Consider the following 19435-nt stretch of genomic DNA (forward strand, 5'->3'; position numbering starts at 1 on the left):
ATGGACACGGCATTGAGGGACCGAGCGGGAAGTGTGTTTTGCCAGCCGAGTCGCAACGCTACGTTGAAAACAGTTGTCCGTGGCGCTAAGCACGAGTGTCGTCTACCGCTAGATCTTTAGCGATCACGTCCCTCATCGTACCGTAAACCGGCGTCGGAATAATGGGGGGAGGATGCGCTCTGGACGATTTAAGGGTGCGGTTTTCTAAAACCGATACAGGGCACACGCCACCTGCATTCCCGAGCCGATATTGACAATCAGACCGAGATCGCCGGTCGTGGGCTGCGCCCGACGATCGCCATTGCGTTGTTCGCCGTCACCGAAAACCCCTGCAGCGAGCATCGCAAGGGGTGTCGAGGAGGTGAACGCATCGGGGCCGCGGTCCTTGCCGACGATCATTCGATCTTGCGAAATACCCAACGTGTCAGCCAGGCAACGCAGGAACTCATCGCAGGTTTGTGGCGGTAACCACCAATCGATCGACTCGGTTTCTAAGGATTGATCGCTCAAAAACTGATCAACGCTCTGTTTGATCGACGGGATCAGCGTGTGCTTCCAGTCACTGGCGATGCTGTGTTCAAGGAACGGTTTGCCGATTTTGTTCTCGATGTTCGCGAAGACTTTGTATTGGTCTTGGAATTGGGGGTAATGATCGAAACGGAAGGCGTGGAATCCTGTTTCACCGTCTTCGGATTCGCTCAAGATCGCCGCAGATGCCATTTCGGTAATCCCGAGAGTCGGCTGTCCGTCGACGTCGGCGTTGTTTTCGATTTCGGACGCGACGACCATTGCCCGCTCGATTCGGCCTGCCCGTCCCATTTCGCAAATCAGGTGACAAGCGTTTAGGAATCCGATCGAGCCGTTGAGCAGATCGAAGGCGAATGTTTTGACGGGATCCGTCGCCGCCTGATCCGCGTTGAGTTCCAGGTCGCCTGCCAGCAACGCGGCCAGGGCAGGTTCGGTCAAGAATTCGCTACGGTAAACGCCCGTGGAAATGAGCAATTCTATGGTCGATTGATCGATGTCGGCCAAGGCGATGCTATCCTTGGCGGCCTGGAGCAGCATGCTCAACGTGTCGGCACGTTCGCCGTTGTGTGGCACTGCCGTTGCGATCGATTCAAAACGAAACGGAGTCGACATCGCGACGCTGACGGATTCGTCGGGATTGAATTCCGAGCCAGTCTCCGCGGCGTGCCCGTTGGTTGAATGCCCATGCCCATTTTCGCTTGTGCGGCGAATACGATCTGGAAGATCGTTGCAGTTGTAAACGGCGGTACCACTCGTTTGCCCGGAGCCGGAAATGGCGAACAACAGCTTGTCGCCGGTGCGGATGCGGCCGTTGTCAATGTTGTCACGAAACGCCAGGAAGTGTGTCGTGCTCGCGGTGTTGCCCCGCAACTCGAGGTTGTCGATCATTTGATCGGTACAGTCGGTTTGGAACTGTTTGGCGATTTCCTCGATCGCTCCACGAATCGTCAACCGTGAGGTTTGATGCGGGATGATGTGTTGCACATCATTGACGTGTTGGCCGGTCTGCTTCAGCACATGGACGGCGTGGGCGGCAGCGTGAGGAACGATTGCCGCGGTCACTTTCACCGCGTCGGTATGCATAACAGCTCCGCCATGCGGTTGGTCGCTCGGTTTGGCGATGCACAACCGACTGTAATGCCCGAGCGTGTACATGTCGAAGTTGGTGAAGCCTTCGCCACGTCTTGGCGAAGCGCACATCGCGACGGCGACCCCGGCGTCGCCCAGCGTCAACGACGCCAGTTGAGGGTCGAGGTAGCCTTCCATTTCCAATTGAGCCGTCCGGGTCAGGTGGGAAATGTACTCACCGCTGACGACCAGCGCGCTGCGAACGGCGCCGGACTGAATGAATGCGTCGGCCACGTAGACTGCGGTCCACATGCTCGCGCAGGCGTTGGAGATATCGAACGCGATGGCTTTGTCGAAACCCATCAATTGTTTCAGCGCGATCGCGGTCGATGGTTCATAGCCCACACGGCTCGGCCCATCCCAGCGTGAAATGTTTGCACTGATTAAAAGGTCGAACTGATTGGCGCGGATTCGCGAGTGCTTGAGGCAATCCGTAATGGCGTTGGATGCCAGATCAATCGCAAATTCGTCTTCTCTGGCGAAGTGACGCGATCGGATCCCGGTCAATCGTTCCAAAGGCACTCGCACAGGCCGCACGCAACCATCGAGAATTTCACGTGTGGTCACAATCTGGGGCGGCAGATAGGTACCGACGCTTTCGAGGATTGAGTGGAAAATGTTCATGAGTGGCTGCAGTGGGTCAATTCAGGAGCACCGAGATGCTCGTAGAGCTCAGCGATGGATTGATATTCAAATAACAACTCGGGTTTCATCGGGCTGTCCGATGGATTGAGTCCAGCGTCGTTGGCTCGGGTGATGATTCGCAGGCTGGTTAGCGAAGCACCACCAAGATCAAAGAAATTGTCGTTGATTCCGACCGAAGGAACGCCAAGCTCTTCAGCCCAAATGCCCGCCAGCGTCGACTGCCACTCGTTGCGAGGGGCCACGAATTCGACGGCGCTGCGGCGATCATTCTTGACTGGTCTCGGGAGGTTACGATGAGCGATTTTGCCTGACGCGGTCAGCGGCATCGATTCAACCACCACGATCCGCCGAGGCACCATGTATCGGGGTAGAACCGATCGCAGATGAGATATCACTCTGGTTTGAAGAGCCGCATCGTTCTCCGCGGCTGCATCGATCGATTCGTTCTCGGCTGGTTGAATCCAAGCGATCAATTCCGCTTGACCGGGTCGAGCAGCAGTTCCTTCGGAGTGCAGGCGGACGCAGCACCGCATGACTTCAGGCAAGGTGTTGATTGCCGATTCGACTTCTGAGGTATCGGCGCGGATCCCGTCGACTTTGATTTGTTGATCGACTCGTCCGAGAAACTCAAGTTGCCCATCTGGGTTCCAGCGGGCTCGGTCACCGGTGTCGTACATCACGCCGGGTTTCGCTGATTCGTCAAAGCGGTCCTTACAGAACACTTTGCTGGTCAGTTCCTCGTCGCCGTAATATCCGTCGGCGAGCATTGGACCGGCGAGGAACAGTCGACCGACTGTGCCGAGCGGACTGAAACGACCTTGACTATCGAGGATGTACGCACGGCTTCCCGGTCGTGGGCGGCCGATCGGTGTGGCGGAGCGGACAGCTTTGCCAGGAGTCACCTCGCAAGTTGTTGCCGTCACGACCGCTTCGGTGGGACCGTACGCGTTCAGAATTCGGACGCCTCGCGACCGCCACGCCGTTAGCGATTCGCTCGGGAACACGTCGCCACCGAGGATCATCAATCGCAGCGATGACAGATCGTCGTCGTAATCCATGTTTCCGCCGCAATGTTGGAAATAGGCGGGCGGAAGGTTGATGACCGTCAAGCGATGCTTTTCGACCACTCCCCACAACGTTTCCGGCGACCACAGTTCGTTACCGCGAGCGACGACCATCGCGCCGGCGAACCACGCCGAGAACATCTGCTCGAGCGAAGGGTCGAAGGTGAGGTTGCTGAACTGCAGGACTCGGTCGTCCGCGGTGAGTTGATACACCTCGCTGATTGAAACGATATGCCGAGCGAAAGCTTCGTGCGAAACACTGACACCCTTGGCACTGCCAGTCGAGCCGGACGTGTGCAGGATATAAGCGAGATCCGCCGGTGCAACGCCCTTCGAATCGGTGTCAGCTTGATCGCTATCTGACGAGACAAGATCGATCGCTCGAGAGACCGGAATGACAATCGCATCGCTCGATTCGAGTGAAGTCATTAGCTCCACTTGATCAGTGATGAGTGTTCGCGCTCCGCAGGAAGCCAGCAGGCTTTCAATACGTGTGACCGGGCTTTCGTTGTCCAGCGGAACGTAGACCGCACCGGCTTTCATGATCCCCAAAATGATTGAGGCGGTCTCAAAACAGCGTGAGAAGCAACAGGCAACCAGTGACCCGGGCATCACGCCATTGGCGGCGAGTTCCCCAGCGATCCGGTCGCTCGCGTGATCCAGTTGTTCGTAGGTTTGTTGTTCGGAATCGCAAACCCAGGCGACCGCGTCAGGCCGTAAAGAGGCTTGTCGCGAAACCCACTCATGGGCGAGTGACCCGTCCCAGGTTGGTGACGGCTCAGCGGTCGACAACGCCATGATCTCATCGCGCTGCGTGTCCGACACGAGATCGTATTGAGACAATCGTTTGTTGGGATCGCGGACGACTTCACCACACAGGTGAATGAACTGGTCACTGAGACGACGTGCTGTTGTTTGCGTAAACAGGTCAGTGTCGTACTTCAGAGTGCCGACGAAAGCGTGTTCCGTTTCGAAGAGTTCCATCGTGAGGTCGCATTGGCCTTCCTGTTGACTCATCTTGTACGGGCGAACTCGCAATCCGGCCAGTTCGACTTCGGCGGAATCGTCACCCAACAACGTGGCTGCTTCGCAGAAACGAGGTTTTTGCAAACCGAACATCACATTGAAAATCGGGTTGCCGCTGCCGCTGCGTTGACGTCCGATGCGATCGACGATCGAAGCGAACGGGTAGCCTTGATGTTTAATCGCACCGAGCACTTTCGCTTTGACTTCGGTAGCGAAATCCGAGAACAACGGGTCATCGCTCGAATTCGACCGGATCGCCAGCGAGTTCACGAAGTATCCGATGACGTGATTGAATTCGCTGCGAGAGCGACCCGAAGTGGTCGTGCCCACAATCACGTCGTCTTGATCGGCGATGCGGTGCAGGAGTGTTTTGAAGACCGAAAGCGTGAGCGCGAAAGGTGTCAGCCGCAATGTTTTTGCGAGATTGCGCAGGTCAGTCGAGAGTTCTTCGGGCATGCGAAATGGCAGCGTCGCTCCGCGAAACTCCGCTCGAGACGGCCGTCGTAAATCGGTTGCCAGATCCAAGGTTGGTAACGTGCCGCTGAGTTCGTCTTCCCAGTACAACCAATCTTTCTCACCCTCGGGGCTGTTGATCCACCCGTTTTGTTCGGTGACAAAGTCCGAAAACGTCGCCGGAGGAGATTGCAATTTGGCGATTTCGCCGCCTGAAACTTGTGCGAGCAATTGGAATAGCTCGTCTTGCAGAATCCACAGCGACCAGGCATCGAAGATGATGTGGTGCAGCGTGATCAACATGATTTGATCGTCGTCGGCACGACGTAGCCAACGCACCCGTAGCAGCGGGCCGGTCTCTAAGTCGAACGGCCGTTCATATTCAGCCTTCACGATTTTAGCGATGTGTTCGTCGCTCTGTCCGGCCACATCGATGGTCGCGAAATCGGTTTTGCCGCTTTCATGAATGCGACGGAGGAGTTTGCCGGATTGCATCTCGATCGTTGTGCGTAGCGAATCGTGTCGTTGAACCAGCAACTCGATTGCCGTTTGCACCGAAGAGACATCGACAGGACTGCAGATGCGGCAGGCCGACGCGACGTTGTACGCGGGACTGTAGGGTGCCGATAAATGCAGGAAATACAAAGCCTGTTGCCCAACCGTAGTCGGTTCTAACCGATTGCAGGTCGTCTGTGGTTCCGACTCGCGTTGCAGGATCGCGATGAGATCTTTTTTGAAGCGACGTAGCAGCGTCATCATCTCAGGATCGAGTGCATCGTCCGGTGCTCGAAAACGGAGCATTTTTCCCTGGCACCACAACTCAACGCGACGGCGCACAAGTTCTTCGTATAACTTTTCGGCGTTCATCTCAGAGGCATTCATAGTGCGCCCTCCACCCATCCATCATGATTCGCTTTGGGAGGATCGGCGATGGCAATTCGCTCGATCACTTGGTTCAAAAAGGTGTCTAACGTGTTCGCTTCAAAAAACAGATCTAGCGGTACTTCAATTCCGAATTCTTGTTGCATCTCATCGCGGAGTTCGAATGCCATCAAGCTGTCGAGTCCCAACGCATCGAGTGATTGGGCGAGCGGAACTTCATCCAGTTCCAGTCCCATGATGTCAGCGATCCGTTCGTGCAGATATATCCTTATCTCAGCAGGAGTGTTTCTGCCTGGAGTGTCGGGGTGCGTTTCACATGTGGGACGCCCCGAGCTGCTTGTCGCCGATGGCAAAATCGCGATGGGGGCGAGTCTCAATCGTTCAATCGTCATCACGGCGTTGCCCTGCTCATCGGTGATGGACAAGTTGATCGTCATGTGTTCGTCGCCAGAGGTTGCATCGTCTCTGACCCGCCGCGTTGTCATCACACGCAGGAGGCGATTCGAATCGGTGTCACGGTGCAAGCAGACTTGATCGATCCCGACAGGAATCCATGCGTTTGCCGAGTCAGAAATCAGGCCGGCGGCAACTTGGAAACAAGCGTCCAACCAAGCCGGGTGAAACCGATAGCCGTTTGAATCCAGCATCGACGGTAGGCGCGTTTCGCCGAAAGAGACGACTTGATCACCGATCACGGCGTCACGCCGTGACTGCACGCCTTGGAAAGCTTGACCGTAGTCAATGCCGGCGCCATGCATCGCGGCATAGTGGGCCTCGCGGGTGATTTCATGATCGGGTGTGAACGTGTCGAGCTGCGATTCGTTTATCGCTGCGGTACGGTTGACGCTCACGCGGTTGGGCTTCGACGCCACGTGACATTCCGCGACGATTTTCCATGTCGGTTGATCTGCGGTTGAGTCGAGTGTCGCGATGCGGAGGCGACGCTGTTGTTCGCCTGCTGACACGATGATTTGAACCCAGGTCGATTCGCCCAAGCGAACCGAGAGTGGACGTTGAATTTGGAGAGATTCGATCGCGTTGAGGCTTGGGTCGACATCGCCCGCTGCGGCGAGAGCCAGCTCCACCAATCCCGCCGCGGGAAACAGCGTCATGCCACGCACGACGTGATCGTTCAGGTAGGGATAACAACTCAGGTCGGTTTCGAAAATCGTTTCGTCGCCAGCTAGATTCAGCTTGCGCTGTAAGAGCGAAGGCAATTCCACGGCCACGGCCATGGCCGCGGCGCCGGCGACCGGCGCTGCATTCTGCGTGGTCGAATTCGGAGTGGCGGGATCGTTTGATGGCTGACGTAAGGCAGAACTCGGCAGGCATACTGGCGCGTCGTCAAGCCAACGGCGGCTGCGTTGAAACGGATAGGTTGGTAGCACGACGCGGCGGGATGTCGGTGCAAAGTATTCTTTCCAATCGATCGTTTCACCACGCAAAAACGACATCGCGACTCCGCGAAGCCGGCAAACTCGGTCATCACCGACCAAACGGTTTTCCGAAGCCGAGACTTCGCTGATGATTTGTGAGGAAGGATTGCCATCGGCGAACCGCCGTAGTTCGTCGATCAATTTCTCGACCGAATCGGTAACAACCGCGATCCGATGTTCGAAGTGGTCGCGAGTGGTCGCCGCGGAGAAACAAACGTCACCGAGACGTTGCGGCTGGACGCTGAGCGCATCAACGAATTTGCTCGCATACTGTCGTAGCGCCATTGGGCTTTTTGCCGACAACACGAACAAGGACGGCTCCGAATCAGAATGCGGTTCCGTGCTACTGACCAATTCGAGAGCGGTTCCGACCGGGCGGGCGATGACAGTTCCGTCACTCGGCGCCGCGGGAGATAGTGGATGCACGGTGGGTGCGTCTGACAGGATCACGTGGGCGTTGCTGCCGCCGAACCCGAAGGAGCTAACGCCGGCCACGCGTGGTTGCGGTGATTCCCATGATTGTGTTGTTCGAGTGATCTCGACGGGCCACGACCAATCGATCGCTTCGCTCAATTTTTCGCAGTGCAGATGCGGGGGCAGACATCGGTTTTTGAGCGACAGGATGACCTTGATCATCCCTGCGATTCCGGCGGCACCTTCGAGGTGACCCACGTTTGTTTTGACCGATCCGATTCGCAGTGGCCGGGATGGCTCACGTGACGAGGCGAACACCTGACGCAGTGCGTCGACTTCGATCGGATCACCGAGCGGTGTGCCCGTCCCGTGAGTTTCCAGATAATCGATTTGGTCTGTCGACAACCGGGCATCGGCGATCGCCGCACGAATCACGGCCTGTTGAGCGTGTCCGTTGGGTGCGGTCAAGCCGACGCTGCGGCCGTCTTGATTGGTCGCGCTGCCACGGACCACACAATAGATCGGATCGTTGTCTCGGACGGCGTCACTGAGCCGTTTGAGCAAGACCGCTCCGCAGCCTTCGCCACGAACAAAACCGTCGGCATCGGATGAGAAAGCGTGACAGCGTCCTGTTGGCGACAGCATTCCGGCTTGACTTAGGCTGATACTTAATTCGGGAGCCAGAATCACGTTGACGCCCATCGCGATCGCCATGTCGCAATCACCGTATCGCAAGCTGCGAGTGGCCAAGTGAACGGCGGTGAGTGATGACGAGCAGGCCGTGTCGACGGCGACACTCGGGCCTCGCCAATCCATCACATAGCTCAAACGTCCCGCTGCGGCACCGTGGGCATTCCCGGTGCTCATGTAAGTGTCGATCTCTTCGGGATCGCGGCGGGTGAGGCGATGCAGATAATCGTTGCTGCACATTCCGACAAACGCGCCGACGCGCCGGCCTCGGCACGATTGCGGTGAAATGCCTGCGTTTTCGAATGTTTCCCATGCGACTTCCAACAGCAACCGTTGCTGTGGGTCGAGTGTGCTCGCTTCGCGGCCGGAAATTCCAAAGAAGGCAGCGTCAAACTGATCGATTTGATCCAACCAGCCGACCCGGTTGGCTGTGATTCGGCCGGGTTGCTTTTCCTGGTCAGCAGTCAGTTCGCTGCTCCAACGGTCGCCGGCGTGTGTGTCGGCGGCTTGGCCGTTTTGGAGCAAATTCCAAAACTCATCCGGTGAAGCTGCTTCGGGGAAACGACATCCGATTCCGACAACCGCGAGCGGTTCGCTCAGCCGATCACCCAGACGCTGCATTCCCGCTTTCGTCTTTCGCAACGCCTCGAGCACGCTGGCCATGTTGACGCCGCCGGGTGCGGAAGCGTTCTCGCCCGGATTTGTGTTTCGGGCACCACGTCCAGGTTGCGAAGAATCTTGATTGGCTGCGTCGTCGTTTGGTAGTTGGATCATTGGTCGGCTCCCCAGCGTTCAAATTGTTCGGACAAATCGCCGATCTCGCGAAGTAATTCACTTACCTCCGTGTCTGGCGTCTCGGCTTGCGAGGCATCCGCCATCCCGTTCGAGATTTGTGAAGACTCCGAGGCTGCTGACCCATTCGCCCTAAAGCTCGATCCCTTGACCTCCAATTCTAGTTCAGGAACTGGGGCCGCGTTTTCGGAGATCTGTATTTCAGCATATGGGATTTCAGCGACGTCACCGGACAATAATTCCACCATTCGTCCGGCGAGCGCCCGCACGTCGGGGAAATTGAATAGGTCGATTGTGCTGATTCTTACGCCGAGCGTGGACTGCAACGTATTCACCAATTCCAGAGAGGTCAGCGAATCCATGCCGAGGTCAAACAAGGGTTGATCCAGAGGCACGGCATCACCACCGCGGAGCGCCAGCGAGGCTGCAATCGAGTCACGAATGTGTTGTGTGACCATTTTGAGGCGTTCTTCGGCAGAAAGTTGTTTCAGTTCTTCAATATAACCGTGCTGCCCCCCCGTCTGTTCTATTCGGTCTAGGTTGTCGATCAGTCCTGCAAACAATCGGTGTGATTGCAAATGAACTGGCAATCGGTCCAGGTGCAGGCGGACGACCGCTACGGCCGCCGGATCCTGTTCACCGGAGGACTCTTGCAAAGCGGAAGATTGTTGCAATCGTTGCAACACTTTGATCCCTTCATCAGGCATCAGCATGCCGATTCCAGCGAGGTCACCGCGGCCGAGACGATCCCGGTTAGCCGCCGCGCCGATGCGTCCCCAGGGTCCCCAACCGATCGAAAGGGCAGGCAATCCGGTTTGTCGCCGATGAACCGCGAGCGAATCCAAGAACGCGTTGGCGATCGCATGGTTGGCTTGGCCGGGCGAACCCAACCACGCCGAGAATGATGAGTACAAAACGAAGTCGCGAATGGGGTCTGGTTGCGAGGCCAGATGCAGGTTCCAGGCACCTGCGACTTTGGCGTCCAGCACACGGTTGATGGACTCCACCGTCTGCTGTTCCATGACGGCGTCATCGAGCACGCCGGCGAGATGATAGATTCCCGTGATCGCACCGGATCGGTTGCGCAATCGGTCCAGCACGCTCGCGACCGATACTGCGTCATCCAGTTGTACCCGCTCAACCCAAACCTCGGCACCGAGTTTGCGCCATTGGTCGATCAGTGTCGTTTCGTCCGCGCTGGCTTCGCGGCGGGTTAATAGAGCGATCTGCGTTGCCCCTTGGCCGATCAAATATTCAGCCGTTAAGAGTCCAAGACCACCGAGCCCACCGGTGATGATTTGCAGGCCGCTGACTTTGCCGGTTGCTGGCGCGGCTGGAGTCGGGGCGTTTGGCTCAGCAACACCGCAACGAATCACAGCCTTACCGATGTTCAGACCGCTTTGCAGCCAACGCATGGCTTCGACCGCTTCGTCAAAAGCGAACGCCCGAAGTGGCAGTGGCTGATAGTTGCCGCTTTCGATTCGTCGCATCACTTGTTCGAGTCGTTCGCCGATCAATGCGGGAGCGTCGGCCAAACGTTGCGAGAGGTCTAACTGTTCGTATCGAACATGAGGTTTCTGAGTCGCAATGCGAGTCGTCACGGCCGAGTTGGCCAGCGCGATGTCGACATAACGGCCTTTTGAGGAGATCGCGTTGAGATTCTCGTCAATGAAATCTTCACCGAGCGAGTTCAAAACCACATCCACGCCGCGTCCCGCCGTAAGTCGAGTTATCTCATCCGCAAAACCCGGAGATCGAGAGTCAAAGATGTGCGTGACGCCGAGGTCTCGCAACACGGCGTGCTTCTCAAGGCTTGCTGTCGCAAACACGGTTGCGCCGTATTGGCGAGCGACTTGAACCGCTGCCATCCCAACGCCACCGGCGGCGGAGTGAATCAAGATTGATTCGCCAGTCTGCAGATCAGCAATTTTTTCAATCGCTGTTGCCGCCGTTAAGAACGCGATCGGGATGGTCGCTGCGTCGGTGAAAGACAGAGAGTCAGGCAATCGACAAGCCGAAGTGGCTGGTACGGTGACGTAGTCGGCGATCGAATCCGCTGCGATTGTCGCTACGCGGTCGCCCACGGCAAAGTCGTCGACGTCTGCTCCGACGCGAACCACCACGCCTGCGCATTCACCGCCGAGCGGTGGGTTGCCAGGGTAAGCACCGAGCACGTTGAGTACGTCACGGAAATTCAATCCCGACGCGACCGGTGCGATTTCGATTTCATCTGCATCCGGTTCGCGACGAACTTGCAAAGCCGTCGTGAGACCATCCAGCGTTCCCCGTTCGCCGACGCTCAGAACGCGGGCACGATTACCGTCGCTGTCTTCGATTTCTTGATGGATCCATTGTCGAACGAGCCGGCGATTACCACGAACCGAAACTTCTTCGTTCTTCGGATCCGTTGAACTGAATTCGTCGAGCAATAATGCGGCATTGACCTTGTCGTCCAAGGACGGATCCAAATCGAACCCCGAGCACGACCACTGAGGCTGCTCGAGCGTCAACGTTCGCCACATACCCCACAGCGAACCGCCAATCAGGTCGATCGGGCGCGAGGTATCCGTGCAGCGTTCCATGTCAGAATCGGAGTCGATCGCAAGGGCACCGCGGGTGACCCAACGCAAACGCAACCCCGCGACCGCAGTTGGATCGGAAGCCTGCCAGCCCAACAGCGCTTGAAAGATCGCGAGAGCGTTCTCGCTGGCACGACGGAGTTCTTCCACGGCATTGGTGTCTGCCACCGCGTCGTCACACAACATCACGACGACGTCGGTCGGATGGGTTGTCTGACACGCTTGATTCACGCGTTTGCTGAACGACGCCGAGTCGTTGTCCGAAATGATTTCGACTGATGATCCCTGTTCCCGAAGGCTGTCAGCGAACGAATTCGAAAGATCCTGCGAGCCATCGGTGACAATCAACCACCGTCGGTCGTCTGTCAATTGATTCGGCATGGCGTGGGCCACGATCACCTTGCTCGGTGATGCGATCTCGCGTGATGTTTTGGAATCGCATTCGCCCGATGCTGGGTCGATCAATTCGGTCGTTGCAAACCCCGTGTCAGCGAGCAAACGAGCCCAGCTTTTGGGTGAAATGAGAGGATATTCCGGACGAAGATCCGTGTCGGTGAATCGCCACCATCCCGGCGTTAACCCAAACGTCAAATCCAACCATCTCGCAGGTTCTGTTCCCTCGAGTACCACAAGTTGCCCCTGAGGATGAATCAAGGTGCGGATGTTTCGCATCGCAACGGATAGATCCGCAGTCGCGTGGAGAACGTTGGCGGCGATGACGATATCGAATTTTTGAAGTGAGTCTTCGAAACCTTGCGTGCTTGGATCGCGTTCGATATCGAGGACTCGGAAATCAACGAAATCGTAATCCGCGAATTGGCGTCGGGCAGCCGCTAAGAAGCCAGGAGCCACGTCCGTGAAAACATATTCACAGCGATCCGAAGGCAAGGTATCTAGCACCGCACGAGTCGTTGCACCGGTTCCAGCCCCGATTTCCAGAATTCGCAATCCACGACCCGGGGCGAGCCCAGCAACGACATTCGAAACAACGCCAAAGGCCAACTGATTGAGTCGATTCCCTCCAACCGAATCGCGATAAACATCCGCTGCGGAAATCTCGCCGTCTGATGGAAATAATAGCGGCAAAGGGTCACTGCCGGTCCGCATCAAATCAGCGGTCGCGGCAGCACAACGGTTTAACAGTGCAAACTCGTTTGTCGCGTGATCGTGTGCAGGCCCGTCAGTGAGATTCGATGCGGGGCATGCCACCACTGTCCATGTTTCTTCGCCGCTGCCAGGTTGGCTTTCGAGAAAACCCATTTCTTCGGCAATTCGGAGCAGACGGACCAGCAACCGATGATGTTCTGGAAGAACACCGGATGCTTGAGCGAACGAAGAAAGTGTGAATTTGTCTCCGTGCTTCCATCGGATACCGAGCTGGCTCAAAATTTTAATTGTCCATCCGCCAGCCGCGTCCTCTAACGCGTCGCTGATTTTCCGCAAAATTCGAGAGTCGTGTCCGTCACTTTCGACTCGGCGAATCGGGAGTGAAATGGGCACCGCACTCACGTAAGGCGGCTCGCAATCGCGAATGCTGGGCAACCATTGGTCACGTAGAACCAACTCCGCCGTATCGATTGGTTTTGTCGCACGCAAACGCAAACCTTCAATTCGAAGATGCGTTTTGTTCGCGGAATCATTCGGCTGTTCGGGTTCGATCACTAAGTCGGCGACAGCGGTCTCGTCGTGATGTTCAACTAAACGGGCAGTTACCCTCACACGTCCCGTTTCAGCAGACGCAAAAACATTGCCATCCATTTCGATCGATTGGCTGCTTACAGGGACCCAAGCCCGATCGCCCCAGCGTGTTCCACACGCGGCAACGACTTGCAAGCACGCGTCGAGCATTCCGACATGATCGGAATCGGCTGGATCACCGGCACGGGGAGTCGAGACAATCGCGTCGGCGACTTGCCCGATCGAGCGAATCTCCTCAACGAGTCGAAACGCCGGGCCGTAGTGCATGCCCGCTTCTTCGAACTGCTGATAATGCGTTTCGACACAACGTGTTGTTGTTGCCGTATCACCATCGGGACGTAGTGATGCGTCCCGTGAAGGTTCAGTCGATCTTGCTGTGAAAAGCGAGAACGTGGCGTGCAGTCGCCACTTTGAGGACGTGCGACTCATGATTCGACCGGTCCATTCCGAGTCGGAATCGCTCGATTGCGTGAGCACGAGCTGACAACGTTTCGATGAATCTTCACCAAACGTCATCGGTCTGAGTATCTCGAAATCGTTCAGCCGAATGAGATGATTTCCAGCCTCATCGCGGTTTTTGGGGTCCAGCAGTATCGCTTCGCCGGCCGCGATCGCCCATCGCATGAAACCGGCCGCTGGGAAAATAACGGACTCACCCACGCGGTGGTCCGCAAGATAAGAATCAGCGTGAAACCATGTTTCGAAAACCACGTCGTCGCTGGCGAGATCAAGCCGTGTGCCAAGTGTGGACGTCGACGACTCCGGTGCAGACCATGCCATTGCACCTTGCGGCGATTTCTTACCGACGTGATCGCTCGCGTCGGCTCGGTTGTTGACCCAGTGACGTTGTCGGTCGAACGCATAGGTCGGCAATGACACGATCGGCGCGGTTCCGCCAAAGGCCGCTTCCCAATTGAAATCAACACCGTAAACGTAGAGATTGGCGAGCGTGTCCCAATAGGAACCCGACTTTTTGACCGAGCCATCGGATTCGGCAGGCCAACCGGGAAGCACTGTTAATCCAACTTTTGCCGAACGGGCGAGAGCTGAGAGTGTGTTGCCGGCGCCGATTTCCATCCCGAGGGTGGGGGCAGCGGCGGTGTCGTCGGAAGGATTTTCGACCGCCGCCATTTCATTGAGCACGAGATCAAAGCGAACCGCACCACGCAAATTTCCCCGCCAGTACACAGGCGTGGCAACGTCATTGGCGACGAGCTTTCCGGATTGTGATGAGACAAACGGGATCAGCGGAGGCATCATTGCGGTCATCGAGACCGCTTGTTCGAATTCATCCAAAATCGGTTCAATCAACCAACTGTGGAAACCGTGAGTTGTGGACATCGGGCGGCTGACGATGCCCTGTGTCTTGAGGTAATCAGTCAGCGACGAGAGCGTTTCGGGAAGCGATGCGATCACGGTTTGTTTGGGGCCGTTGACCGCCGCGATTTCACATCTGCCGTCGAATCCAGCGAGCGATTGTCGCAGATTCGCTTCATCGCAGAACACGGCTAACATTCCACCGCGTTGTTCCAGTCGTCCTGTCAATTGGGCTCGCCGAGTGACGAGCGTTAACCCATCTTCAAACTCAAAAACTCCCGCTGTGCACGCGGCGGCATACTCACCCAAGCTGTGTCCGACGACGCGGCGCGGACGGACGCCGAGCGATGCCCAAAATCTCGCAATCGCGACTTGAAGGCAGTACAGCGCTGGTTGAATCCAAACATTGAGCCAGTCTTCTTCGGTGTTCCATAAACGATCTTTCAGATCATGGCCGGCTTGTGCCGCAAACGCTTCATTGACGAGATCGAATTCGTGGCGGAAGGTCGCGTTCTCTTCGTAGAGTTTGCGCCCGGCTCCGAGGTTGCACCCGCCCTGTCCGCTGAAATACCAGTCGACCGACGCGTCGCGTTGGGCGATCCCTTGGATCCAGTTAGCAGAACCGTCTGTTTGGTACTGTGACGCATCGCCCACCCACGCAGCCCGGTGTCGGTAGTGGCTTCTCCCAGCGGCTAGCGTGTACGCAAACGATGAAAACTCATGGCAGCCGATCGTCGCATCGATGTCCGAGAGCATGTTCGAAAGTGACTGTGGAGTCTTGGCTGAGCAAACCAACACACCGGGGGAGATGCTCGGTGTCTCCGGTCCAACGTTTGTTACAGTCGGAGGTTCTTCGATAATCAAATGAGCGTTTGCGCCGCCGAATCCGAACGAGCTGATGCCGGCGCGACGGGGTCGCTCGGGGGATCGCGGCCAAGGCGTCGGTTCGGTGACGACCTGTAGACCGGTACTCCAATCGATATGCGGTGTCGGTGTCGAAAAGTTGACTTGTCCCGGTAAAACCTCTTGCTCAACGGACAACGCGACTTTGATCAGCCCCGCGATTCCGGCGGCGGCTTCCAAGTGACCAATGTTTGTCTTGACCGATCCAATTTTCAGCGTCCTGTTATCTTCACCGGTTTGGCGGGGCGTTTCGATCAACGCTTGGCAGATCGCTCTGGCTTCGATCGGATCACCAAGCGGCGTGCCGGTGCCGTGGGCTTCGACGTAGTCAATGGAGTCGCTGCGAACGCCGGCGTCGTCGAGTGCTTCGCGGATAAGCGCAGCCTGGGCGAATCGGCTCGGTGCCGTTAATCCGTTGCTGCGTCCGTCTTGATTAATTGCCGAACCTTGGATCACCGCGTAGATGTGATTCCCGTCTGCCAACGCGTCGCTGAGCGGCCGCAGCAGTACCGCTCCGCCGCCTTCGCCGCGAACGAACCCATCGGCGGCTTCGTCGAACGCGCGACAGACACCCGACGGCGAAAGCATGCCAGCTTTGGTGAACGACTGAGTGGCGTCGGTCGACAAAATGAGGTTGACACCCGCCGCGATCGCATAGTCACAGTCGCCCGCTCCCAGAGCCCGCACAGCTTGATGGGTGGCCACCAGCGATGACGAACATGCGGTATCGATCGTCAGGCTCGGTCCGCGGAAATCGAATGTGTATGAGATACGATTGGCGGCCATCGCCATCGAGTTCCCGGTCGCGGTGTACGCGGTGACTTCGCCGGCGGCGCTTGATGAGCTGACTTGCAGGTAGTCGTTATTGCCCACGCCGACAAAGACGCCGACACGCTCGCTGCCGCTGACGGTCTGGTCGTGCTGGGACACGCTGGCGATCGGTATCCCGGCATCTTCGAACGCTTCGTGCGTTAGTTCCAATAGCAGGCGATGTTGTGGGTCGATGGCATCGGCTTCCCGTGGACTGATGCCAAAAAATGCCGCATCGAATCCGGCGACGTCTTCGAGGTAACCGCCACGGGTGGGCATCGATGGGTCGAGATTCTTGACCGACGGCCAATCTCCGCGGTGTGAACATTCTCCCGTCGCGTCGGCGCCTGCAACCAATACGTTCCAGAACTCGCGCGGCGTTGCTGCCGATGGAAATCGGCAACCGATGCCGACGATGGCAACCGGGCCGCTCGAACCGGCGTGTTGTTCGCTGTGACGGCCCTTGCTTGTTTCTTTACGTCGACGCGCGTCCGGCGACGTTTGGAGTGAATCAGGCTCGCCGGACAAGTGATGAGCCAAACTCGCGATTGTCGGATATTCATACGCGAGCGTCGCCGGGATATCTCGTTCGAGCCATTCCGACAACTCTCCCGCCAGACGTACCGCACCGACGGAGTCGAGGCCGTAACGAGACACGGGTTCGTTGACTTCAATCGCATTCGTGGGCATTTTCACCCGTGCGGCGATCTTTTCGATGAGCCACGCAATGATCGAGGCGGTTTGAGGTGAGGTCGGGTTTGACAACACAGACCGCGATTTCGTTTCCGTCATCGTCGGCATGTCCCAACGATGCATGACGCGATATTCGTCGTTTTCAAATCTCCGGCGAGCTTCGGAGCGTTGAACCTTACCGCTCGTTGTCTTGGGAACGCCTCCGGGACGTAGCAGCAGGATCGAGAGGGGAACGAGTTGGTGTTCTTGCATCACGGCGCTGCGAATGGCGTCGATCACCTCGTCGGGATCGGCATCTCGTCGCTGCGATCGTCGCAGCTCTTGCACGATCACCAATCGCTCGCCTTCGTCGGTATTGATCGAAAAGGCCGCTCCTCCGCTGGTGGCGTTGGCCGGGTGTGCAGATTCCGCGGTCCGTTCGATGTCCTGAGGATAATGGTTGACCCCGTGAACGATGATCAAGTCTTTGCATCGCCCGGTCACGAATAGCTCGCCAGGGAATGTCTCGTTATCGATCAGCCCGAGGTCGCCGGTGCGGAGATACGACTTGTCGTCACCGTCAATGGTCGCAGCGAAGGTTTCACGCGACTGTTGGGGGTTTTTCCAATATCCGGCGGCGACCGAAGGACCTGATATCCAAATTTCGCCGATCTCTCCAGCGGCTTTCTCTACCTTTGTTTCGGGGTCGACGATGCGAACATCCATGCTGCTGTCAGGCACGCCGCAACCGACCCAGTGCGAACGTGATTCGTCGGTTTCGTCGGTGGTGCCGTGTCGAGGTAATTCACGAACGGGTTCTTCGCGAACGCTGCTACTGACCAACAACGTTGTTTCAGCCATGCCATAGCACGGGCAGAATTGATCGTGTGTGAACCCATAGTCTGCGAAGCGATTGGCAAACTGGCGAAGCACACGAGAGTCAATCGGCTCAGCGCCGTTGAATGCGACCCGCCAGCACGAGAGATCGATCCCCTCGAGTTCATCGTCAGCAATATCTTCGGCACATAACCGGTATGCGAAATTGGGGCCACCTGCGACGGTGCCATGGAACTGCGAGATCGCACGTAGCCACCGAGAAGGCTTCTGCAGAAAGTCGATCGGCGACATAAAAACCAAGTCGCCACCGAGATACAACGGATGCAACGAGTTGCCGATCAGACCCATGTCGTGATGTAGCGGCAACCAGCCAACGAGTGTGTCGTCGTGAGTGGAACGGAAACTCGATTGGATCAAATGTTGGTTGTGCAACAAATTCCCATGCGTCACCATCACGCCTTTGGGCGATCCCGTCGATCCCGACGTGTATTGCAGGAACGCGGTCGTTTCACGGTTGAGATCGGGACGCACCCAATCGTCGGCCGAATCAGGATCCATCGATTCGATCGAGTGCCACGTGACGACGGACCAGTTCCCGGATTTGCCTTGGTCTTCGTCCGCTGTTTCCGCCGCTTGGATGGATTCGACCAACGACGCGGAAGTGAGTCCGACTTTGACTTCCGCGTCGGCGATGATCGCGCGTAGTCGTTCATCACGCTGATTGCGTCGTGGTGGATAGGCAGGCACCGCGATGACGCCGGCATAGAGACATCCGAAATAGGCCGCGAGGTATTCGGGGCCTGGAGGAAACGCGAGCACCACGCATTCGCCGCATCGCACCCGATCGCGGAGCCACACCGCGATCCGCCGAGCTTGGCGATCCATCCCACCGTACGTATACCCTTCTGATTCCGGCAACGATTGAGGATCCGAGATCGGTGCAAACGTCGATCCACCCTTCTCCCCCGCCCGCAAAAACCGATACAGCATGTCATCGGGCTGCACATCCGCCCATCCGCGAAGGAGATCGACCACTGAAGGCGTGTTGTTTGACGGTAGGAACAATTTTTTCATAAAACCGCTTCAGAAGAGACGAAGCCGTTCGCAAAGGCGAGCGGAAGCTGCTTTTCTCATGGTTGCCTGTTCCGGCTGGAGGCCAGGTCAAACTATTAAATGGGATTTAGGTTGCTAAATGGGTCGCTTCAATCGGGCTATCGGACGAAAAAGACGGGGCGACAGCCGCGAAAGCGGCATGCGGCTTGGCTGACGCAGCCAATTCGGAGGCGGAGACGAAGATGTATCGCCCGAGAAAATGCGCACGTCCAACGCTAGCTTCCCGTGGATGTCAATTTAGGGCGGGCTGGAGAAATAATACAGCCTATGTGGGGGACTGGGGTCGGTTGGAAGGGTTGTGGACAAATGTGGCGGTGACGACGTTTGGTTCAAATCATCATGTTTTGCGAGTTTTTGCACGAATGTCTTGCTGACGTATCACCCAAGCGGTGGGGGTGATATTTTGTTACAAACTCGCGTGCTGGTTTGCGCAAAAACTCATTAGGAC

Annotated in this window: 4 protein-coding genes; all 4 read right to left on the bottom strand. The window is 57.0% G+C overall.

What is annotated here, in order from left to right; translation table 11 throughout:
• Nucleotides 1-204: 204 nt before the first annotated feature.
• The 4 genes from NB063_RS21945 to NB063_RS21960 are packed head-to-tail and all read right to left on the bottom strand — an operon-like array spanning nucleotide 205 to nucleotide 18948.
• The gene (locus tag NB063_RS21945) at nucleotides 205-2280 is read right to left on the bottom strand and encodes a 3-oxoacyl-[acyl-carrier-protein] synthase III C-terminal domain-containing protein (RefSeq protein WP_250931020.1); all 2076 of its coding nucleotides are present in this window, start codon (nucleotides 2278-2280) and stop codon (nucleotides 205-207) included.
• Nucleotides 2277-5726, bottom strand: coding sequence for a non-ribosomal peptide synthetase (locus NB063_RS21950; RefSeq protein ID WP_250931021.1), 3450 nt, complete (start codon nucleotides 5724-5726; stop codon nucleotides 2277-2279). Before NB063_RS21950 ends, NB063_RS21945 begins: the two co-directional genes overlap by 4 nt.
• A complete protein-coding gene (locus NB063_RS21955) occupies nucleotides 5723-9040 on the bottom strand; it encodes a type I polyketide synthase (protein WP_250931022.1) in 3318 nt (1105 codons plus the stop codon). Before NB063_RS21955 ends, NB063_RS21950 begins: the two co-directional genes overlap by 4 nt.
• Nucleotides 9037-18948, bottom strand: a complete 9912-nt coding sequence (locus NB063_RS21960) for a type I polyketide synthase (protein ID WP_250931023.1) — start codon at nucleotides 18946-18948, stop codon at nucleotides 9037-9039. Before NB063_RS21960 ends, NB063_RS21955 begins: the two co-directional genes overlap by 4 nt.
• Nucleotides 18949-19435 lie beyond the last annotated feature (487 nt).

Origin of the sequence: Aporhodopirellula aestuarii (genome assembly GCF_023701485.1) — a bacterium.
Lineage (GTDB): Bacteria > Planctomycetota > Planctomycetia > Pirellulales > Pirellulaceae > Rhodopirellula > Rhodopirellula aestuarii.